The organism is Armatimonadota bacterium (assembly GCA_023511795.1).
Taxonomy (GTDB): Bacteria; Armatimonadota; UBA5829; order DTJY01; family DTJY01; genus JAIMAU01.
Genome location: JAIMAU010000001.1, coordinates 447,362 through 467,133, shown reverse-complemented (window position 1 = coordinate 467,133; position 19,772 = coordinate 447,362). Strand labels below are relative to the sequence as shown.

Sequence of the window (19,772 nt, the reverse complement as noted above, 5' to 3'; positions counted from 1 at the left end):
AGCCCATGGATTTTTCCATGGGCTTATCTACTACCTTAAAATAACATTTTGCGTTATTGTCGCGGTTGGGGCTGCGGAGGTGGCGGAGGCATGGGCCCTGGAATAGGTTGACGACCGTCACGCGGGCCATCATCTCGACGCCTACGCCAGTCCTCGAATCTCCGACGCATCTCCTCTCGCTGCTCGGGCGTTAAGTTTTCAAACATCATATGCCGAATCTCGCGCATAACTTGACCTCTTTGCTCCGGCGTCATCTGGGCGAAATAACTCCAGACTTCCTGAGCAGCAGCTCGGGGATCGGAAGGCGGCATCATTACGCTTATGCTCTGGACTTGTTTTGGTCCCTCCTGAGCTTTCTTTGTCGCTTCGGCACTTGCGCTGGACTCCCCACGCACCAAATATACCGGTTTAAGTTTCAAATCTGCCGCCATACTGTTAACCTTTTCTGCTTCGAGCTTAACTCCCGCGGCAAATATGGTTGCACTTTGTGAAGCAGAGTCCTCCAAAATTAACGAGTTATTGCCAAGAGCCTTCAATGCATCCAGCAAATTAATAAGCTTTGTTGCATCTAGCTTACTGGTATCAGAACCTGCGCTTGTATAGGTTTTGACCCAGGTCAGTTTGTTCAGCTTACAGATTGTGGCTAACGCCTGCTCAGGCTGAACATCATTAAGGCTACAGGTCACCTTTCCTTTGATGTTTGGGTCCACTACGATTGTGATCTGAGCCTTTTGAGCCAGCGAACTCAGCGCTTGACTTATGTCCATATCAGCAAAGTCAATCGAGATAGTTGATTGCACCGGTGTATTCTGCGGCTCATCAGCAGCAAATGCCATCCCAAGAGATATTGCAATAAATAGAAAAAACAATGAATATCGCATTTTGAACAACCTCCTCAGCGCTTCAACGCCTAGTTTGTATATTAGACGCATTTTTATTTGTCCAAGTTCACAATAATTTTTACCCTCAAAAATAAATTTTCCTTTCCAGGGAAAGGCTTCCCTATATGGCATTCAAACAAGCAAGAAGAACTTAGAAACATTGAAATTATTATAGAGGCTATAATCAACCTTTTGCTAGCAATATTTACCCTTGACCCAAGGAGCCAGAAACGGCATGCCGCTATGAATAACCTCGGCTGACGCACGCTTCACGAAAAATGCGGTAATTGACGTCGTATAGTTCGACTTTCTTAGGCTCAGGCTCCACTGCCTCCCCTACCTTAACCATGGCGCTTACTGCCAACTCAAGGCTTTCGAATAAAGTTTTGGAGGCAGCAATTACTGCGGCACCAACAGCACACTCAGTGAGCTTTGGACGAACAATTCGGCGGTTTAGAATGTTAGCACGAACCTGCATCCATTCAACACTTTTTGCTCCGCCTCCTGTCGTGTAAATGGTGTCGCCGACCTCTGCGCCAAGTTCAGCAAATACCTCTAGGCACCAGCGCTCGACAAAGCCAACCCCTTCGAGGTACGCCGTGTAAAGGTCACGGCTATCCCTAGGCTGTCCCAAGATAAATCCTTCCGCGTCGGGATTTACGAACGGGAAACGCTCCCCTTTGCGAACTAACGGATAAACTACTAAGGCGGTTGGTGCATATTGAGGCACGTAAGCATCTAATTCATCAAGATTTTTGCCGCTAAAAAGTTTTTCCAAGCACTCCGCGCCAACATTGCTTGCTCCACCGGGCAGCCAATACCCCTCTGGATGGACATGGCAGTAAATTCGTCCGAGAGGGTCTTTTACTAGCTCTTTTGAAACCCCTTTAAGAACCATCGTGGTGCCTATGGTCGTATTCCAATCACCAACTTTGACCGCACCAGATGCTAGGAACCCGGCCGTGCCATCTGTCACCCCTGCCACTACTGGAATTCCGCTTGGAATGCCGGTTTCGCGAGCGGCTTTCTCTGTAACTTGGCCTATGACCAAGCCTGGGGTTACAATCTGGGGAAGTTTCTCGGTGGGGATGCAAAGAGATTCCTCGATAAATGCAGGCCAGCGACGATCAATAAGGTCATAGCCCGTCTTAAGCGCGTTTGAGGTATCAGACATATGGAAATTGCCCGCAAGTTTGCTAACAAGGAAATCAACTGCGTGGGCAAATACCGATGTCTGCTCGAATATTTCGGGCTGGTTCTTTTTTATCCACAAAATCTTTGGAAGAGCAAATGCTGATGAGAACTTATATCCTAGCTTTTCAACTAGAATCTTACCGGCAGAATTGCACTCTTCCGCTTCTGTAACAGACCGAGCGTCGTTATACATAATTGCGGGGCGAAGTGGCTCACCCTTGCGGTCAAGCGGGAGAATCGTGCCCGAGGTCGAGTCAACAGCGATGGCTTTAATTCCCCGGGGATCGCGACCACATAGTTTTAATTCATCGGTCACCTTCCGGAGACATGCAACCGCAGCATTCCACCACTCATGAGGATGCTGTTCTGACCAACCAGGCGGAAGCAACTCAAGGTGCGCAGACGAAGCAAATGGTTGGGATGCCTGCGCCAGTACCTCGCCTTCAGCATCCAATACTAAAGCTCTTGCGCCCTGAGTCCCCACGTCCAAACCAAGAACGTACATTTTTATCCACCAAGGCGCTTTTTGACAAAACTTAATGGATTTCCTTCAAATTTAAAAATTGGGCGCTTTGTAACGCGAAAAGCCTAGAGAATCTGCAAATTAACCTTCGATATCTTAGCTTTCTATTCTCGAGAATCGGCAACCTTGCTAAAATCTTTATACCGCCGTGCGCCGGCAAATCTTTTAGAGTAATAAGGGTTACTCAGATAGTCAATTCTAACGCCTCGTTTTCGGCTAGCCGCATGGATGAATTGTCCATTGCCAATCCAAATCCCGACATGGGTTAGGGGCCCACGTGTATTAAAAAAGACAAGGTCGCCAGGTAGCAAATCTTCTTTTTTTACAGGCTTGCCAAGCTTAAACTGCATTTTTGCATTATGAGGCAGGTCAATACCCTCTTTTAGGTAGAGCATTCGCGTCAGACCTGAGCAATCAATACCATCCCTTGAAGTGCCGCCCCATTTATAGCGCCCTCCCACGTAGGAAAACGCCCTGCTTATCAGGTTTCTCGTTCCGGCTATTACGCGAGAAACAAAGTTTGTGTCGTTATTATCTTGCTTTGCTGACGATTCCTTAATAGCATCTGGGCGACCTTTTTTATCGAACGAGCTACTAAAAATTGGGTCCAGGATAATGTGGAGTTCTTGTGTAGTAAGGTCTCGACCCTCGGGAGGCACTTGAAGCTTTGGTTCTTCATTTGTCTTAGGATTCTCGACAGCTTGATTCGGACTAGAGGACTTTGTTTTTTGACCTATAGGTTCTCCAAAAACATGATTAAAAAAAGCAAGAATTAAGCAGATAACTCCGGCAGTTACTAATGCTGCCTTTCTGGCGCTTCTCAATTTCTCACTCTCCTGACCTAATACGAGATTTGCCGCCTGCCGTCAAATACAACTGGCATAATCACACCACCAAACAGGGGAAGGAAACATTTGAAGGGTTAGGGCAAACAAATATAAAAAAACCACTGATTGGGGAACGTGGCTCAACGCTACTACCTACGGAAGGCTTGCAAGAGAAGACCAACCATGTGACTTATTTTCTCTTCACAACGCCTACGGAGTTAGCTGACGGGCTCGGGCTGAAGAGTTACCCTACGCATATGCGATGCGCCCCAACCACAAAAAGCGGTTCCCCCGTTCTCCTGACGGAAATTCGGCGACTTTATTTTGTTTTCAAACGAACTGCTAGCAGACTGTCCGCTGCCAACACTAGCCGTGAGTATAACACAGCGCAGAACGCATGTCAATAGTAAAATTGCTCTGCCAAACAAATTAAAACAATGAAGGGGCCACCTCCAGCCAAGCACAATCATTTTTGCTTTCGGCGACCCCTCGTTAGAATTCAGAATTACCACAAAGAACCGCTTTAGCTATTTTAACGGCGAACAGCTGGTTCCTCCATACGACCCTTGGACTCAGCTGGAAGCCTTGTAACCCTGCCAGTAGCCGGTGGAATCCAATCAGGAGCCTTGTAAACATGTGCAAACCATGCATAATCGGCAGTTTGCGTCCAAACTGGGTCTGCATATTCTTCGCGATATTCCTTTGCAAATCGATCCAAGAACGGCTTAATCTCCGGGCCTAGCAGGGCATCGCCACCCTCTTCACTTGGGCGCGCCCCCGTGACTTTAATAACTCTCACGGCTTCGTCAGGATGGTCCATGAACCGGCAAGGTGTAAGTGGGTTTCGCTGATGTTTTAGACCTTTGCGAATTTCGGAGAAGAGAGGAGAGCGAAGCGCTTCGAGAAGGCTTGTATTGCGAATATTGTGGGTTGTAAATTTAAAGAAGACGCAAGGTTCAATGTCGCCCCGATTGTTTATATGCAGGTACCGACCGCCAGCAATGCAGCCTTTCGAAATAGGACCAGAATTCCAAAAATCAGCAATGAAGAGTCCCTTCTCGCGAAGCATATCCCAAGTAAACTGACGGATGCGATCTCTTTGCCACGGGGTTACTACAAGCGAGGTATCCGGATTCTTACCCACTGGGACGTACATAAAATACCAGCCGTACAAGCATCCCTTTTTCATAAGATGGTCAATGAACCTGGGGCTGGTTGCAACTTCAAAATTCTTGCTAGTATATGTGAGCGAGAAACCAAAAAGCACGCCTGCCTCACGTAGTTTATCCATTGCTGCCATAACTTTGGCATAGACTCCTTTACCCCGCCTTGCGTCGGTTTCTTCCTCCCAACCCTCAAGGCTAATAGCAGGCGAAAGGTTACCGAGTTCTATAAAATCGGCGACCTTCTCATCGTTGATTAGCGTTCCGTTTGTGTACATCATGAACGCCTGGTCTTTGTGTTTCGCGCAAATTGCCTTTATGGTTGGCCAGATTGCAGGGTGCATTGGCTCCCCGCCAGTAAATACAATAAATGTTGTGCCAAAGGACTTCAGCTCGGTAACCAATTTATCTATTGTATCGAAATCGAGCCGCTCATTTTCGCCCTTAGTGACTGCGCTCGCATAACATCCGACACATTGGAGGTTACATTCCTTAAGCGGAGAGATAACCGCCAAGCACGGCGGTTCGAAACCCTCTCTCTTTACAAACTCGGCCCTAGTTTCTCCCTTTATCCACCAAGGAATCCATAAAGCGTTGAACAAAGACATTAGGAATTTTGGATGAACTTCGGAAACTACACGGCGTGCAAGGCGAATCGCCGGATGGTTCTTCCTAAAAGCCTCATTCAGCTGTCTAAGCTGCTCCCGCTGCCACTCTTCATATGGAATGAATTGAGCAATTGAGGTAAGGAGCGCTAGACCTTTCTCAAGCCGGCCTATGGCTTCGAGTCGGGGAAGAATCTTAACTAGCAGGAGTGTGATTAGCCGAGCCAATCTCTGCCTAGCAATGCGACGGTATTTGCCCAATGTGCATACCTCCCTTACCAAACGTCACCATCGCTGAAATCCATTCCAGCAACGGTCTAAGACTAGCTCAAGAGTGTCAGCATTGGCATTCGAGATTATATTCCAAACACAGCTACCTGTCAAGTAACCGGCTGATCTATATGTTGTTCTCGGTTTATGTTCCCTTATTTGGTTGGAAGAAGACACCCTTCGGCATTCTCACTCAATCTTAGGTTACAGCCATTTGCTGCACTCTCCAGATTAGAGTATACCTACAAGACATCACTAATTAAGCAGGTGAGGCAAATTTGACTTAGGCTTGCATTCGTAATTTGTGAAAAAGCCGCTGAATGTACAGAAGGGGGTAAAAATGCAAATAACTATCCAAAACCTATTTGAGAGGCAGCAGCTTTTTTAGGCGGATAATCTCGTCGCGCACCTCAGCGGCATGTTCAAAATCAAGGGATTTAGCCGCCTGACGCATTTCTTTCTCCAAATCCGCAAGGACTAGCATTATTTCATCAATTGAGGCATCGTCAGAGATGTTTGGTTTTATTTTGTAATAAGCCTTTTGTTCTGCTACCTTCTTAGCCTCTATTACGTCACGCACTGCTTTAACTACCGACGCGGGAGTAATCCCATGCTTTTCGTTATACTCAATTTGGAGCTTTCGGCGGCGTTCTGTCTCCTCAACTGCACGATGCATCGAACCAGTTACGTCGTCGGCATACATAATTACTTTTCCATGGATATTTCTCGCCGCTCGGCCAATTGTTTGAATCAACGAGGTTTCAGACCGAAGAAATCCTTCTTTGTCTGCGTCTAAAATTGCAACTAAACTTACTTCCGGAAGGTCGAGACCCTCGCGAAGAAGATTGATTCCAACCACTACATCGTAGACGCCAAGGCGAAGATCACGCAATATCTCGTTGCGGTCGAGTGTATGAATCTCCGAGTGGAGATAGTGAACCTTAATACCCAAATCCAGCAGGTATTCAGTCAAATCCTCCGCCATTTTCTTGGTTAAGGTAGTCACAAGAACGCGTTGCCCTTTGGATGCACGTTCCTTAATCTCATGCACTAGGTCATCAATTTGCCCTTGTGTCGGGCGTATTTCAACTTCAGGGTCAACCAAACCAGTTGGCCGAATTATCTGCTCCACAATTTGCTCGCTATGTTCCCTCTCATAAGGCCCGGGAGTTGCCGAGACAAAGATGACTTGATTGACACGATCAATGAATTCCTCAAAACGAAGCGGTCGGTTGTCCAATGAGGATGGAAGCCGGAATCCAAATTCGACCAGCGTTTCCTTTCGCGATCGGTCGCCCTCATACATACCATGAAGTTGCGGAATAGTCTGATGGGACTCATCGATGAAGATAAGATAATCATCAGGGAAATAATCAAGCAAACATGCAGGCGGCTCTCCGGGTTTTCTGCCATCTAAGATACGAGAATAGTTCTCGATTCCGGAACAATAGCCTACTTCCCGCATCATCTCCATGTCGTACCTAGTGCGCTGTTCAATTCGTTGCGCTTCGAGCAACTTTCCTTGCCTTTTGAAATATTTAATGCGCTCCTGGAGCTCAGCCTCAATCCCGGCAAGAGCACGCTCTAGAACATCAGTAGGTGTTACAAAATGCGTTGCCGGATATACGGTAATCCGTTCCTCCCTGCTTAATAACTCACCAGTAAGTGGATCGAGAATGGTAATTCTCTCGATTGTATCGCCGAAAAATTCAACCCTTATTACTACTTCCTCGTCTGCAGGTTGAATCTCGAGGATGTCGCCCCTTACTCTGAACGTCGCTCTTTGTGGCGCAATGTCATTTCGGGAGAACTGCATTTCTATAAGCTTTCGCAGCACTTCCTCGCGGTCGTATGTTTCGCCCTCTTTTAAAGCCAATATTGTCCGCTTATACTCAGAGGGTGAACCCAGTCCGTATATGCAGGAAACACTCGCCACGACTATGACATCTCGACGCTCAAGAACGGCCTGCGTCGCCGAGTGGCGCAACCGGTCAATTTCGTCATTGATAGAAGAATCCTTTTCAATATATGTATCTGTTTCGGGAATATAAGCTTCAGGTTGATAGTAGTCATAATAGCTGACAAAGTATTCAACAGCGTTGTGAGGAAAGAACTCCCGAAACTCACTGCAGAGCTGAGCAGCAAGTGTTTTATTATGGGCAATCACCAGCGTGGGTCTCTGCACTTGCTGGATAACGTTCGCCATCGTAAACGTCTTTCCAGACCCCGTGACGCCTAGAAGTGTCTGGAAGCGATATCCTGCGTTCAACCCTTCAGTCAATTGGCGGATTGCCTTAGGTTGATCGCCCTTTGGTTCATATTCGCATACTAACTTGAATTCGCCCATATCTTCTTTGGTGCAAAAAGTAGAATAGCTCAAATGATTTTGTATTGTTCGCACACATGTTCGCAATTTTTCGATTTGAGTCTTTATAATTATACTTCAAAATGCACCGGTGCCCAACTCGAAAAGTATTTTATGCTGCGATTTTGACCAAACAGCCATCACTTCTTGATTGCCGATGCGCTTCCCAAGTGCAACTTCAAAATCATTATAAGTATTTGCCACCCATGTTGTGCCGTTGAAAGAAGGAAACTCATTCAGAGTAGACCTGAGTCCAATTCGCCAATCTTCATCAAGCCTATAACTTAGACTACCAAACATAGTAAGCGAATTAGTATCGAGTCCTTTTATAGCATAAATAGAAGCGTTCCACTTCCGCATATCACCAACAATCCACGAAGCCATTAGGCTCTGCTTGTCTATAAGCTGGCTGGAATACCCTGCTCTTTCCGCAAATCTGTAGCTCAACATGAATCGGTTATTGCGGGATATCTTCCAATTCAATGAGCCATAAGCATTTATGCTCATGCCAGATAAACTAGAGGTGCCAAAGACATAACCAATGCCTACCGAAGTTCGAAAATCTAAGTTACGGGAAAACTTGATAGGTGATGAAGTAATGTTTCCACGAAGGGTTTCCGAAAACCCATCATTTTTTTCATCACCGAGCTCTGCATATCTGAGAAAAGAAGAAATATTGAATCTAAAAGGCGAATTGCCAATCTGCTTTGGCCGCGTTTGAACAGCAAACTGTCCCATCCAAAAAGGCGTTGCGCCTGGTGACCTACGCGTATCTATATTTATGCCGAAGCTAAGATCGTCCAGCCTTTTGTTTAGATTTAGTGATCCCCAGAAATCTCTATGAGCAGGATAGTCTAGGTAGATTGATGCGTCTGTTTGATTATCGAAGCGCTGGGTGTGAGTGAAATGTGCGCCCCAGTCGCTACTTGTAATTTGACTTATTACTAAACTTCCTTCGCCATGGTCTGTGAAGTACCTTTGTCGCATATCGATGAACCATCCTGGCGGCCGTCCATACCAGCCCCATCCCATGGGCTGACCATGCCGAAGAAGTAGCGCCCCGCTCGCATTTGGACTCAGCATATAATATAGAGGTACATTTAGTGCGAGCCCTGAGTTGGTATATCCAACGTATTGATCACTATCTGGCTGGTAGCCGGTTAGCGAAAGGACATAAAGCGGCAAGGAAAACATTCGCTTTCCATCAACGTAAAGGCTAGCTCGCCTAAATTGAATTTTATCATTAGGAAAAACAGTAGCCTCCTTCGCCTTTACCACGATTCCAGCACCTGAAAGATCAGCAAAGTCGAAACGCTGGGGTGAATATTCGGGGCTATCGCCAAAGGGGAAGCCTTGATTTGGGTCGCCTCTCAAGTCCACAGCGCGCAGTCCACCTTTGCTTGTTGCCAAGATTACGGCTTGCTCCATCATTAAATCTGTTGCGAGAAGTTCACATTCTGTCGTTCCCTTATCCGTACTTATCTTTATTGGCTTGCCTAAAGTCCCACGGGCTACAATTTTGTTTTCTTCAAGGCTTATCTGAACTGCATCAGCTTCCATGCGAATTATTTTGCTCTGGAGATGCACGTTACCAATCGCCTCAAGAACTTTGTGGTCAGCGCTATACGCAACGTAATCGGCTATGTCAATGGTAATATATCTCCGATTCTGGGGCACTTGTTCTTCTTCGCCAAAGGTTACGCTCGTCTGAGCTGCCGCACGGCCCTCAATCCACGTAGCCGTTATAATGCATGTGCCTTGAATTTCGGAGGCAATAAGTTTTGCCCTTGCAACTCCAGCCGATGTTTGCGCACTTTCCTCAATCACTCCAAGGGTTGCTGTGAAACGAACTTCAGTTCCATCTGGTACAAGGGCTCCGTCCGAATCTCGAACCTCCGCATTAACAGTTGCAATACTCTTACCATCCGCCGGAACAACAACTGGACTAACTCTTAGAATAATAGTACCCATAGTTCCGCCGAGTGTGGGAAGCTGTAGCATTATGAATATGAATAGGTATAAGAAGGCAAGTGTAAGTATTTTTCTGCGCATTGCGTTGTAATGCTAAAACATTCTGAGATAGCTGTCAATGTGTAAGCATAAAAGATATTTTTGCGGTTAAAAAGGCCCGCGCTGTCATTCAGTCACGGGCCTGATTTGCATGTTTTGGGCGAATTGGTTTTTTCTCTAACCTCCTCCGCCAAGAAGTAATCCCAATAGCAAAGCGCCAAGCATTGCCGGAAGCATGTTATCCTTTCTGTTGGTCTGAGCAGCAATTGAATTTTCCTGCTCCGTCATTGTGACTCCAAAATCGGCTCTCGTAAGACCCTGTCCTTTTTCAAAGAATTTATCCACGATGTCTGACACCGCCTGTATGCATAGAGCTTCCTCGGTTCTGCTTGCAGTTTCGGAATCTGCTTTTGCAACTGCTGTTGCCTGCACTACCTTCTTTGGAGCTTGAGCTGCGATATCCAAATACTCCAACTTAGCCTCAATCTCGACGCTTGCTTTGCTTGTATCATACCGGTACTTTGTCAGCGATACGAGCACGGCTCCCCCAATTCCCATTTCGCTACAGACTTTGTATGCCTTAGCCTCTCCGGTGGCATCTGCCTCAAATATATCTGCTGTTTTTTCATCGAGCCTCTGCTCGCGTATCATGCGCTGTACAGAAACATTTTTAACATCGTACGCTACTACTCGAATGCCAGGTTGTTCATTCAATCGTTCTTTAATAAGAATGAACAAATCGGCCGCACAACGACTAGCCCCTCCGTTAGATTTAACTGCTACTGGAAATAGCATGACTGTCGTTGTTAGCCTGCTTTCCGGCTCAGCGCCACTGCAATACCCTGTGCCGAAAAGGGATAATACTAGACACGCAATACATAGCAAGCAAATCCTTGCCACAAATAATTTCCTGCCCACGGTCATATACGCTCCTGTCATATGACATCAAATATCCTTATAGCGATTAGAACGGTGGAGGTGGTGGCAATTCATCCCCTCCGCCAGCAGAACCACCTCCGCCACCTCCGCCGCCACTTCCGAGGAGCAAACCTACGCCTAAAGAAAGCAGCAACATCGGCAGCCATGAGTTCTTCTTGCTCTTTCCGTTTGTCTTAGCTACAGCTGCTGGCTTGGAAGTTGTTTCAGCGCGATATTCTTGACCGGTTATGCCAGAAACAAGCTTTTCGCTTAATTCTTTCACCGCCTCAGCCGTTATACTCTTCTGAGTTGCTGTGGAATCACCTGCAGACCTTGCCCTTATACCAGTAGCAGTCAAGGTGTCTACTTTCTTGCCAGTCTTGAGATCATACCATTCCAAGGTAGCAGTCACCCTTGCCTGTCCTTTTGCTTGATCCCACACGCACTCATCTAGCGAGCCAACAACCGCGACATCGGCTGACAACAATCTGGCTAGTTCAAGCGCGCGATTTATGCTAGCTTGGTCGCTAAAGAAGGGACCCTCAAAACTCAGCTTTTTCTCTGGCTGAGAAACAACGAGTCGTTGTATTGCCGGCAGACGGTTGGAAAAAGGCAGAACGATATATTTCGGACTGCTTTCCAAGCCATGATTTAATAGCATACTGAGTTCTTCAGCAACTTTAATATTCTCGTTGTCCACAACATCCAACGGGAATGTCACTACCGTCTGTGTATAAATCTCCGACTTCCCGGCTGCAAGAGCACCGCCTGCTAAATAAGGAATGCTTAGCAAAACAACCAATAACCATGCTAAAATTCTAGCTGCTCTAAATCTATGCATCACCTGTACTCTTCCTCTCTCCTAACACGGCTGGATTCCCAACCACTTGTTACTTTCCAGCAATTATGCGGAACGGCCTGCCTCCAAGAGCTGCTCTCGCTGGCAGGATGAAAGAGCTATCGCTCTTCATATCAACAGATTTACCTGAAAGCTCATCAACGAGAGTCAAGCTTATATTGTCTGGCATGTTCTCGATACCAGGCCATGTGAGTTCGATATCTCCGCCACCCTGGTCAGTTGCCACAACAAATCGCCACGACTTACCGATAATCTCACCAGACTTCAAGTCAATCGCGTACATGCCGCCCTTGTCATCGGTAAAGTAGACATCCACGAATCCCTCAAAGTAAGCAGGGCTCTCTACCCGCAGTGTCGATTTAGCCATACCAAAGTAGTTTTGCTCATCCACGAGATCATCAAGCTTGGCTACGAGACTCACTTCCCAAATTGGCGCACTGGCTCCTGCCGAAGTAGCCTCTTGAATAGCCTGAGTTTCTACGCTCATTCCATCACTGGGTGGTGGCGGGAAGTCGTTGCCAGAGAACCGAAGCTGACAGTTCTTAAACGCACGGATCCAATAACCATGCCATGGCTTCAGCGTTCTTTCGGCCCCTGACCTTGTGGCATGAACTAATCTGTACTGTCTTGTGGCTGCGTCGTAACCCCAACCGTAGTCTCTTATCCAACCTCTACTTGCAGCAGTTACCAGGTCGACGGGATCGCTACCGTTGTAGGAAACGCGCAGGTCAGCCCAGTTTACTTCACTTATATATGGACAACCTATTTGGTTCCATCCGGGTTTAAGCTCAACCGTCACTGTCGATGTATTCAAAGAGCCCTTCGGAGCAATTACCTTGGGCACATCCGTCTTGATCCAGTAACCGCGCCCTTGGAATATCCCTGGGAAGTCAAAGTCGGTCCTATATCTCGGCAGTAATGAATAGATCTTGTAATTCCCAATTGTTGGGTCATATGCTGCAACCGCATATGGTGGGTCACTGCCAAACGTGGTATTGACGAAGCTATTGTTTGGCCTCATTGGAATCGAGATTAGGTCAAGACCAGTGACTGTATATGATGGACCAAGTACTGTGACCGATATTTCTGGCGAACTTGCCTCCTTGTAGTCGCCTGAACCAGCCCACGTTGCTTTCAACTTCCAAGTTCCTGTAGCACTTGGCGTCCATGACTTCGAATAACGCCCATCCGAACCGGTATTCACATACATGGTCACCAGATCGCCATCCGGCTCTGTAAGTGTTATCGTCAGCTTTACAGACATTGCCGGCGTAATCTTGCCACTTATGGTTGTTGGTTCTCCAACTGCGGGCGAATCACCGCATTGGATGGTGATACTTGCTGTCGGGCGTTCTTTAACCACGGGCCCAGTGTAATGGTCTGTTGGAGGCTCAGGATTAACTGCTTCGTCAAGCCAGTCGGAAGCCTTGAAGAAGAATGTATGGTTAGTGCCCGCAGACAGTCCTGACTGCAAATAAGTATATGTCACACCCAAGGTGTAGTCATTCTGGCCTGGGACCTTAGTCATCAAATGAGCGTGCGCTTCATCGGTTCCATCAATGTATACCTTAACATATTCGGGATCTTCGCCCAATGGGTCGAGATATTTAACGGAATATGTGTACGTAGAATCATCAAAGCCCGTCGCTGGCTCAACTTTGCCTCCAACTAGTTGAGGTGGTAGATTTGCATGCACTCGCGGTCCAATCTTTTCTGGCGTTGGTGTTGCATCTTCTATACCGTCCGACGCGGTGAAGTAATACTTGTGTTCTACGCCTACAGCGAGCATATTCCTTATCGAGTATACATAGCGGACGCCATTAACATAGTCCGTACCAGAAGCTGGGTCGGGATACCCCTTAATCTCAATCCGTTCGCCATCAATATAAAGTCCAAGCGTGAATGGCGGTTGTCCGTCGGGATCTTTGTATATTACGCTGTAGGTATACTCCCGGCCAGCGTTGTGCTCGATTGGCGTCACCTTCGGTTCTAGAAGCACTGGCTTGCGATTGACAACATACGTGTAGTATCCGGTCGCCGGGAGGCGGGTTACCAACCATCCATCGCTAGCCTCGAAGTAGTATCTATGAATGCCTCCAGTCGTCACGGTCACTGGCGCCGTCATTACAACCCCAGTTACCCAATCACTCAGACCAGTTGGCAATAAGTCTATTGAGTGCACATTATCTATTACAACGCGAACATAGCCTTGTGCCTCTGGACGGCGGGTTGGAGGATCGCCATTATCGTCTCTATATGTAACGGTCGCCGTAAACTCGTCAGTAGCCTTGCCAATCTGCGGCAAAATGCTTCCGTCGGAGAGAACCGGAGCAACGTTACCAGGAGGCGCAGATTGGATAACTATGGGACCAGAAATGTCACTTTCTGTTATTGGGAATCGCACAACCGTTTGTCTTGTCTTGTTATTCTGCCCAATTACCTCTGTAGTAATGCTCTTGAACCGGGCTACATAACTGCCGGCGCCAAGACCAGGTATTCGATACTCATACACCACACCATCAGTATAGTTGTTATCAGCCGGGTCTTGCTTCTGAAGCTGTAACTTGCCTATGCTGAACGTATCATCCACCTGCAGCCCTGATCCCGTCAGGTCCTGGATTAATGTCAGCGTATCCTCGGTATTGGAGAGAATAGTGAACGCAGTACCTGAAAGCTGACCACTCGTTATTTGGAGTGGCAAACCTTTGAATTCATCAACAGTCCAACCCGGAGATTGACCGTCAATTGTCACAGCGGTGATGGTATTCGCACCTAGTGCAGCTACTTTGGCATTGTGCTCAACTTCACGAGCCTCAAGGCTTGTGGTAGCTTTGTTCACATAGACAACTGGGTACCCAACATCAGGCGGTTCGTTATTCAAGTCAGTATAAGTAACGGTGTAGTTAACCCACTGGGCTGGGCTAATTCCTGTTACAGGATTTGGATACACGGTTCCAAGTGTAAGAGTCGGCGGATCGTTCACATACGGACCAATTATTTGAGTAAGTCCAAGGATTGGATTTTCGGACGAACGCGAGCCGCTTGCATCAAACACTGCATACCCTGCTCCGTCGGACGCCTCAAAGTAGTATCTGTGGACTCCTGGCGAAAGCTTCATAGTTGTCTGGTATGTTACGCCAATCTTGTAGTTCGGCGTCCCAACGAACACAGGAGAAAGGTCATATGGCACATCATCAACCTTTACCCTAACAAACGAAGGCATCTGCCCTTGCGGTCCATCTTGGTCCGAATACACCACCGAGAACCGAAATGTAGTTTGGGTTGTGCCAGGGTTAGGGGAAACTTGCCCTGCAGTCAATCTTGGAGGGGTGTTCAGCCCAACCGAGGTTGGGCCAGGAACACCAAACCAATATTGCATTTTAATCGTCGTAGCACTTGTGTATAGCTTGATTACGCCATTCTCGAAGTCCGAATTTTCAATATCATAGCTTAAGGGTTTATTCGAAGCGTCATAAACCAATGGATATTCATATAACGGCCAGTTCTCGCTATCGTAATATTGGTCTCTAACTCCCCCACCTGTTGGCACTCCTGCTACTAGCGGTTTATGAGTTGTGAAGAAAGTATCCGTTGGCGTTGATGATGTGAGGGTCTCCATCGGATTCCAAATTGTATGAGCGCTCGTGCTGCCGGTAGATGGGTCATAAACAGCCGGATCTATACCATCTGCAGCTACCATACAATAGTAATAACTGACTGCCGTGGGATCGCCGCCCAACCGCGTGAGGAAGCTGTAGTCTTTCCCATCGGTATATACTACATCCGATGGGTTGGTAGGCAACATTGCGTGACCACCATCCCAGGTAATCGTTCCATCCGCGTGCACTGTTCCAATATAGACTATTACATAGGTTGGTGGCTGGTTGTCCGCATCTGTATAGCGGACTGAGTATCTCCACAATGTTGCTGAATTCGCTGTTCCGTCCGTTGATTCAACTTTGCCTAATGAGAGAATCGGCTTAGTGTTCGGTTTTATAAACGGTCCATCTATCCAGTTTGGCACATCTCCGGACCGAGGTGGATACCAAACCTTTTCACCATATATTCTTTCATTGGGGTCTGTTACTATTCCCCAGTCATCGACAAATTCAAAATAGAATTTCCGCTGGCCAGGCTGCAAGACGTGTTCTAAATTTGCAGAATCAAACTTGTAAACTACGCCGTCATCGTAAGTATTGTCACTTTTGTCAAGTTTCTCCATGACGACCCTTACAGCGCCGCCGTTTTCTAGGGTTCCGCCATCGCGCAATTGAATAATGAGATGCGCCTGGTATGGCCTTTGGTTGTCGGCATCCCTATAGGTTACAGTCCAACGGAAATTATCTCCGGCGGTGCCGATTTTTGGCTCTACCTTTGCATCTAAAAGCTCAGGCCTATGGTTGATATACGGTCCCCAAATCCAATCATCTCCACCTCTAACAGGCCACTTTACTCTCTTTTTTCCATCCGAAGCTGTGAAGTAGCAGACGTGCGGGCCAGCTTCAAGCGAAATAGGTGAAGGAGTTCGATAAAGCAAGCCAGCCTTTATCTTGGATGAAGTTACTGCTTCCGTGGGCTCAAGCGTAATTCGCCGCTCAAGAGGACCATTGGTATTATTGCCTTTATAAATCCAAACGCTAATCTCTTGTGGGGGAATTCCGTCAATCTGCCCATATACTATCTGGAAACTAAGCCGGTCATTGGTTGTAGCACCCGTTGTAGCTTGTCCATTTGGGTTGTGCATTTGATATAACGGGTCAATCGTATACATATGAGTATGATATCCACACTCTTTCGGGCTCCACAACCCAACTGTTACTTTGGGATGTTCATTTGCGCTCCACGGATAAACAGTGGTTACCCCTGGCACGAAAGTTGGGCGACAGACATAAATACCCATGTTATATACATTGCCGAACTCAGGCGATGGCTTATTGTGGGAAAGACAGCTGCCAGATAAAGGTCCATATGAAAACGGCTGCTCTTCTGCCCAAGTTGGAATTTCGCCATTCATATCGCGAATATAATCATCAGAACATCCAAAGAAGTACCTATAATTGCCTATTCTTAAAGCCCTATAGCTGTTCCACCGGTCTGGCCGGATTATATACTCATATACCCCATCGCCAAGTTCTGCGTTGGGCTGCATTGGCAGGTTTGTGTATGCGCCACTCCCGCTATTGGCATAGGGATCGTAAACATATAACACCACGCCCGACGGGTCAATGCCTGGTCGCGTTGTAAGGAAAGCTGTACTATTCCCATAAGACCTGTGCCAAGGCTCAGGCGCACGACTGTCGTCGTTGTTGTATTTTATGCGGAAGGTGTAAGTGCTTGAAGTAGTTCCATCATCTGGATTTTCTGGATCTTCTGGAGACTGACCCTCGTAACCCGTTGTAAAAAGTGGATCAAGAGTAAGAGGATCAGGATATAACACATAGCCTGTCAGCCAATCGCGGTCCCATTTCACGCCCCCATACCTCGGATTTGCACTACAAGGATGGGAGTCATGGACAGTTACCGGCCCTACGTCAGCCGTAACCTCAGTAACTGTTGGCTCGTCACCTTCATTCTCAGGCGGTTGTGTAAATGTGGCCTTGATTTGGAAAGTTACTGACCGTGGAGACCCATCCGGATTGGCTTTTAAAGCCTCAAATAAATACAAATGCTCCATTTTGGGATGAGGAGACTCGTTTTCAAGGTTAAGACCTGCGCTAACCCAAATGGTATAAAGCCGCCCCGTTATTGGATGTCCTCTGCCACACTCCTCAGGGACCGGACAAGTAACCGCCGACCCACCATATGGGTCAGAAAGATATTCAAGCCTGAGTGTACCCGCATCAGGGAAATATGGAGCTTCAGAACAAGTCCAGACGAATTGCACCTTATAGACACTATTTGAAGTTGCTTCGACTGGGTCTATTGTTACACTTCCAATGCTTTGGGCATGGCACTGGGAAGCAATTGCAATTACAAATAATAGTCCAATGATTGCACATTTTAGCGCCATTGTCCCTTTATAGTTCATAATAAAAACCTCCTAAGCGCTACAATTACCAAGAAATTGCTCCTCTATGGAGTTGGCGGCGGCGTTGGGCCTCCATCCGTATCTTCCGGTGGTATCTCGCCGCCAATGCCGGCGCCGATTTGTGCCTCAGGCGTCACTATCATATCTACGCCAGACCTTAATGCGCGTATCCAATAGCCTTGCCAAGGCTTTAGTTGAGCATCCCGCTTGCTATACATATCCCATCTTTGGAATGTTGCGTTCCATGAGAAAATTGTTCTCGAAATTAGGCCTTTGGCTACTGCTTCATCATAGTCTAGTACGCCGCAATCTGCGTGGTAGAACCGTATTTCTCCAAACGTCATTGCGTATATGTATGGATTACCAACCATATTCCAGCCTTGCTTTAGAGGGATATGAAAACCCTTAGTACCCGCCCACTCGCGTGGCACAAAATTGCCTGGCGTCAGAGAAACAGTCTGAGGTCGTGCAAGCCAGAGGTAGTAGCCCTTCCCTGGCACTAGGTTATTCACCGGCTCCTCCCATTGCATAGTCACTGGGTCGTATCCAAGAAGCCGCCAGCTCCCATCGCGGTTTTCCGGTGTCCATTCTTCGCCGACTAACCCGAGCGCAGTCTTTGGCTCGCTATTCATCAGCTCAAACGGCACCGATATCATTTGCCACCGCCACGAGAGCGGTTGCTTTTCCGCAGCAGGAATATTGATTGTTCGTGTAACTGTTGTACCAACACCGGGATATGCACTAAATGCAACTGAGAAGTTCATGATGCCTCTTGGCGACCCAGTAACACGCACTTTCCAAGAAACAGATGCCTCCTTTTTTGCAGGAACGCGAACTAATGTCTTGGTATAGTGGTTGTTCTCTGATGGATCTAGTTCAAGACCTGGAGGAAGTATTAAAGTAAAGCTGGCATTCGTGAAATCCATGTGTGGCTCTAGATTTTCAAGATAAGCAGTTATAGTAAACGGATCTGGATAGACCATGCCGGATGAGCCTGCCCCTATATATTTCAGGCACCTAGGCGAATGAACGGCTGCACAGTACTGAATATTTCTTTCGCTCGGTTCTGACATCTGAGCGCTTGAGCAGGCAAGGCCAATATAGTGTACTATTGTTCTCGACTGTCCGGGCATTAAACGGCGCGGCTTCCAAAAAGCACCATACGCCACATCATTTATATATGTATGCTTTATTGGCTCATAAAGCCATGCTAACCATGGGTCGCCACCCTGGCCCAGCGCGTAACCGTAAGTCCAACCAGAACCGGCTACATCGGGCCAATCATCAATGCCGACCTTATCAGGCATAGTAGCACCGCTTCCTTGGAAAGTAACCCTAATTGATCTTAAGGGATTCGTCACCGAATCAAACATTTCGATTACTGGCGGGATTTGACCGACGGACAAAAGGGTTTTCTCTTCTATTATTGGATAACCTGGAATACTTACAACCATTAAACGGTCACGTGTTCCGTAATCACCATCGCCAAGTGTAAAGTCACAATATATGCGCATTCCTACATAATGGTCCACTATATCTTCATTTGTAAGCTTCCACTCGAAACGCACGGTATTATGCATCAATCTGGCTGTTTGCTCACATTTTATGGGAATTAAACCAGGCGGGTCTTCGGTCGACACCGGATACCATGACCCATAAATCATGTTATGTTTATCCGTTCGAATATGCGGCATGACGTCCCATATGCCGTCGTTTTCATCTCCCCAAATGCCGGATGTACCTCCAACTTCAAAAGGCGCCCACATGCGATTGCCCTCGTCATCATAACCATCAACCATTATTTGGACAGCGCCCCATTTATCACCGGGAGCACCAGCACCGGGCCCAAATGGCTGCCATATTATATCGGAATAGTCATCTTCTCCAACCGTTGGGTCGCCACCGACAGCCCAAATGCAGAAACGCCCTGCTATAGGCTGATTTGGAATTAATGAATGCGCTATTTGAAGGTCCCATTCATCATCTCTTCCAACTGATAGGCCTATGTGCGTATTTTGAACGGAAACAAATCCGGCACTTGCAGGCACAGTAATCCAGCATGTAAGTAATACAAATATTATAGCTAACAGGAGTGCTGACCATTCGTTAAAGGTTTTCAACTCAATCCT

Annotated in this window: 10 protein-coding genes; all 10 read right to left on the bottom strand. The window is 47.2% G+C overall.

Annotated elements, in window-relative coordinates; genetic code table 11:
• Positions 1-53 precede the first annotated feature (53 nt).
• Positions 54-881, bottom strand: a complete 828-nt coding sequence (locus tag K6T99_01950; protein ID MCL6518571.1) for a hypothetical protein — start codon at positions 879-881, stop codon at positions 54-56.
• A gap of 241 nt (positions 882-1,122) precedes the next feature.
• Positions 1,123-2,580, bottom strand: coding sequence for a hypothetical protein (locus tag K6T99_01945; GenBank protein MCL6518570.1), 1,458 nt, complete (start codon positions 2,578-2,580; stop codon positions 1,123-1,125).
• Between the two features lie 122 nt (positions 2,581-2,702).
• Positions 2,703-3,422: a C40 family peptidase gene (locus K6T99_01940; GenBank protein ID MCL6518569.1), complete on the bottom strand. Its 720-nt coding sequence runs from the start codon at positions 3,420-3,422 to the stop codon at positions 2,703-2,705.
• Positions 3,423-3,957: 535 nt separating this feature from the next.
• Complete coding sequence (locus tag K6T99_01935) at positions 3,958-5,454, bottom strand: radical SAM protein (GenBank protein ID MCL6518568.1); 1,497 nt, start codon at positions 5,452-5,454, stop codon at positions 3,958-3,960.
• 370 nt (positions 5,455-5,824) lie between these two features.
• Positions 5,825-7,810, bottom strand: a complete 1,986-nt coding sequence (gene uvrB, locus K6T99_01930) for an excinuclease ABC subunit UvrB (GenBank protein MCL6518567.1) — start codon at positions 7,808-7,810, stop codon at positions 5,825-5,827.
• A 96-nt stretch (positions 7,811-7,906) separates the two neighbouring features.
• Positions 7,907-9,880 (bottom strand): Ig-like domain-containing protein, encoded by a 1,974-nt coding sequence (locus K6T99_01925; protein MCL6518566.1) that lies wholly within the window; start codon positions 9,878-9,880, stop codon positions 7,907-7,909.
• 135 nt (positions 9,881-10,015) lie between these two features.
• Complete coding sequence (locus tag K6T99_01920) at positions 10,016-10,756, bottom strand: hypothetical protein (protein ID MCL6518565.1); 741 nt, start codon at positions 10,754-10,756, stop codon at positions 10,016-10,018.
• A 46-nt stretch (positions 10,757-10,802) separates the two neighbouring features.
• Entirely contained in the window at positions 10,803-11,597 is a 795-nt protein-coding gene (locus K6T99_01915) for a hypothetical protein (protein ID MCL6518564.1), read from the bottom strand.
• 49 nt (positions 11,598-11,646) lie between these two features.
• Positions 11,647-17,643 carry a hypothetical protein gene (locus tag K6T99_01910; GenBank protein MCL6518563.1) on the bottom strand — a complete coding sequence of 1,999 codons (5,997 nt, stop codon included), beginning with the start codon at positions 17,641-17,643 and terminating at the stop codon, positions 11,647-11,649.
• A gap of 44 nt (positions 17,644-17,687) precedes the next feature.
• A complete protein-coding gene (locus K6T99_01905; GenBank protein ID MCL6518562.1) occupies positions 17,688-19,763 on the bottom strand; it encodes a hypothetical protein in 2,076 nt (691 codons plus the stop codon).
• Positions 19,764-19,772: the final 9 nt, after the last annotated feature.

Bases quoted from the DNA above. Each gene is read 5' to 3' on its own strand.
- K6T99_01950 (MCL6518571.1), bottom strand. From the start codon at position 881: ATGCGATATTCATTGTTTTTTCTATTTATTGCAATATCTCTTGGGATG.
- K6T99_01945 (MCL6518570.1), bottom strand. From the start codon at position 2,580: ATGTACGTTCTTGGTTTGGACGTGGGGACTCAGGGCGCAAGAGCTTTA.
- uvrB (MCL6518567.1), bottom strand. From the start codon at position 7,810: ATGGGCGAATTCAAGTTAGTATGCGAATATGAACCAAAGGGCGATCAA.
- K6T99_01925 (MCL6518566.1), bottom strand. From the start codon at position 9,880: ATGCGCAGAAAAATACTTACACTTGCCTTCTTATACCTATTCATATTC.
- K6T99_01915 (MCL6518564.1), bottom strand. From the start codon at position 11,597: ATGCATAGATTTAGAGCAGCTAGAATTTTAGCATGGTTATTGGTTGTT.
- K6T99_01910 (MCL6518563.1), bottom strand. From the start codon at position 17,643: ATGAACTATAAAGGGACAATGGCGCTAAAATGTGCAATCATTGGACTA.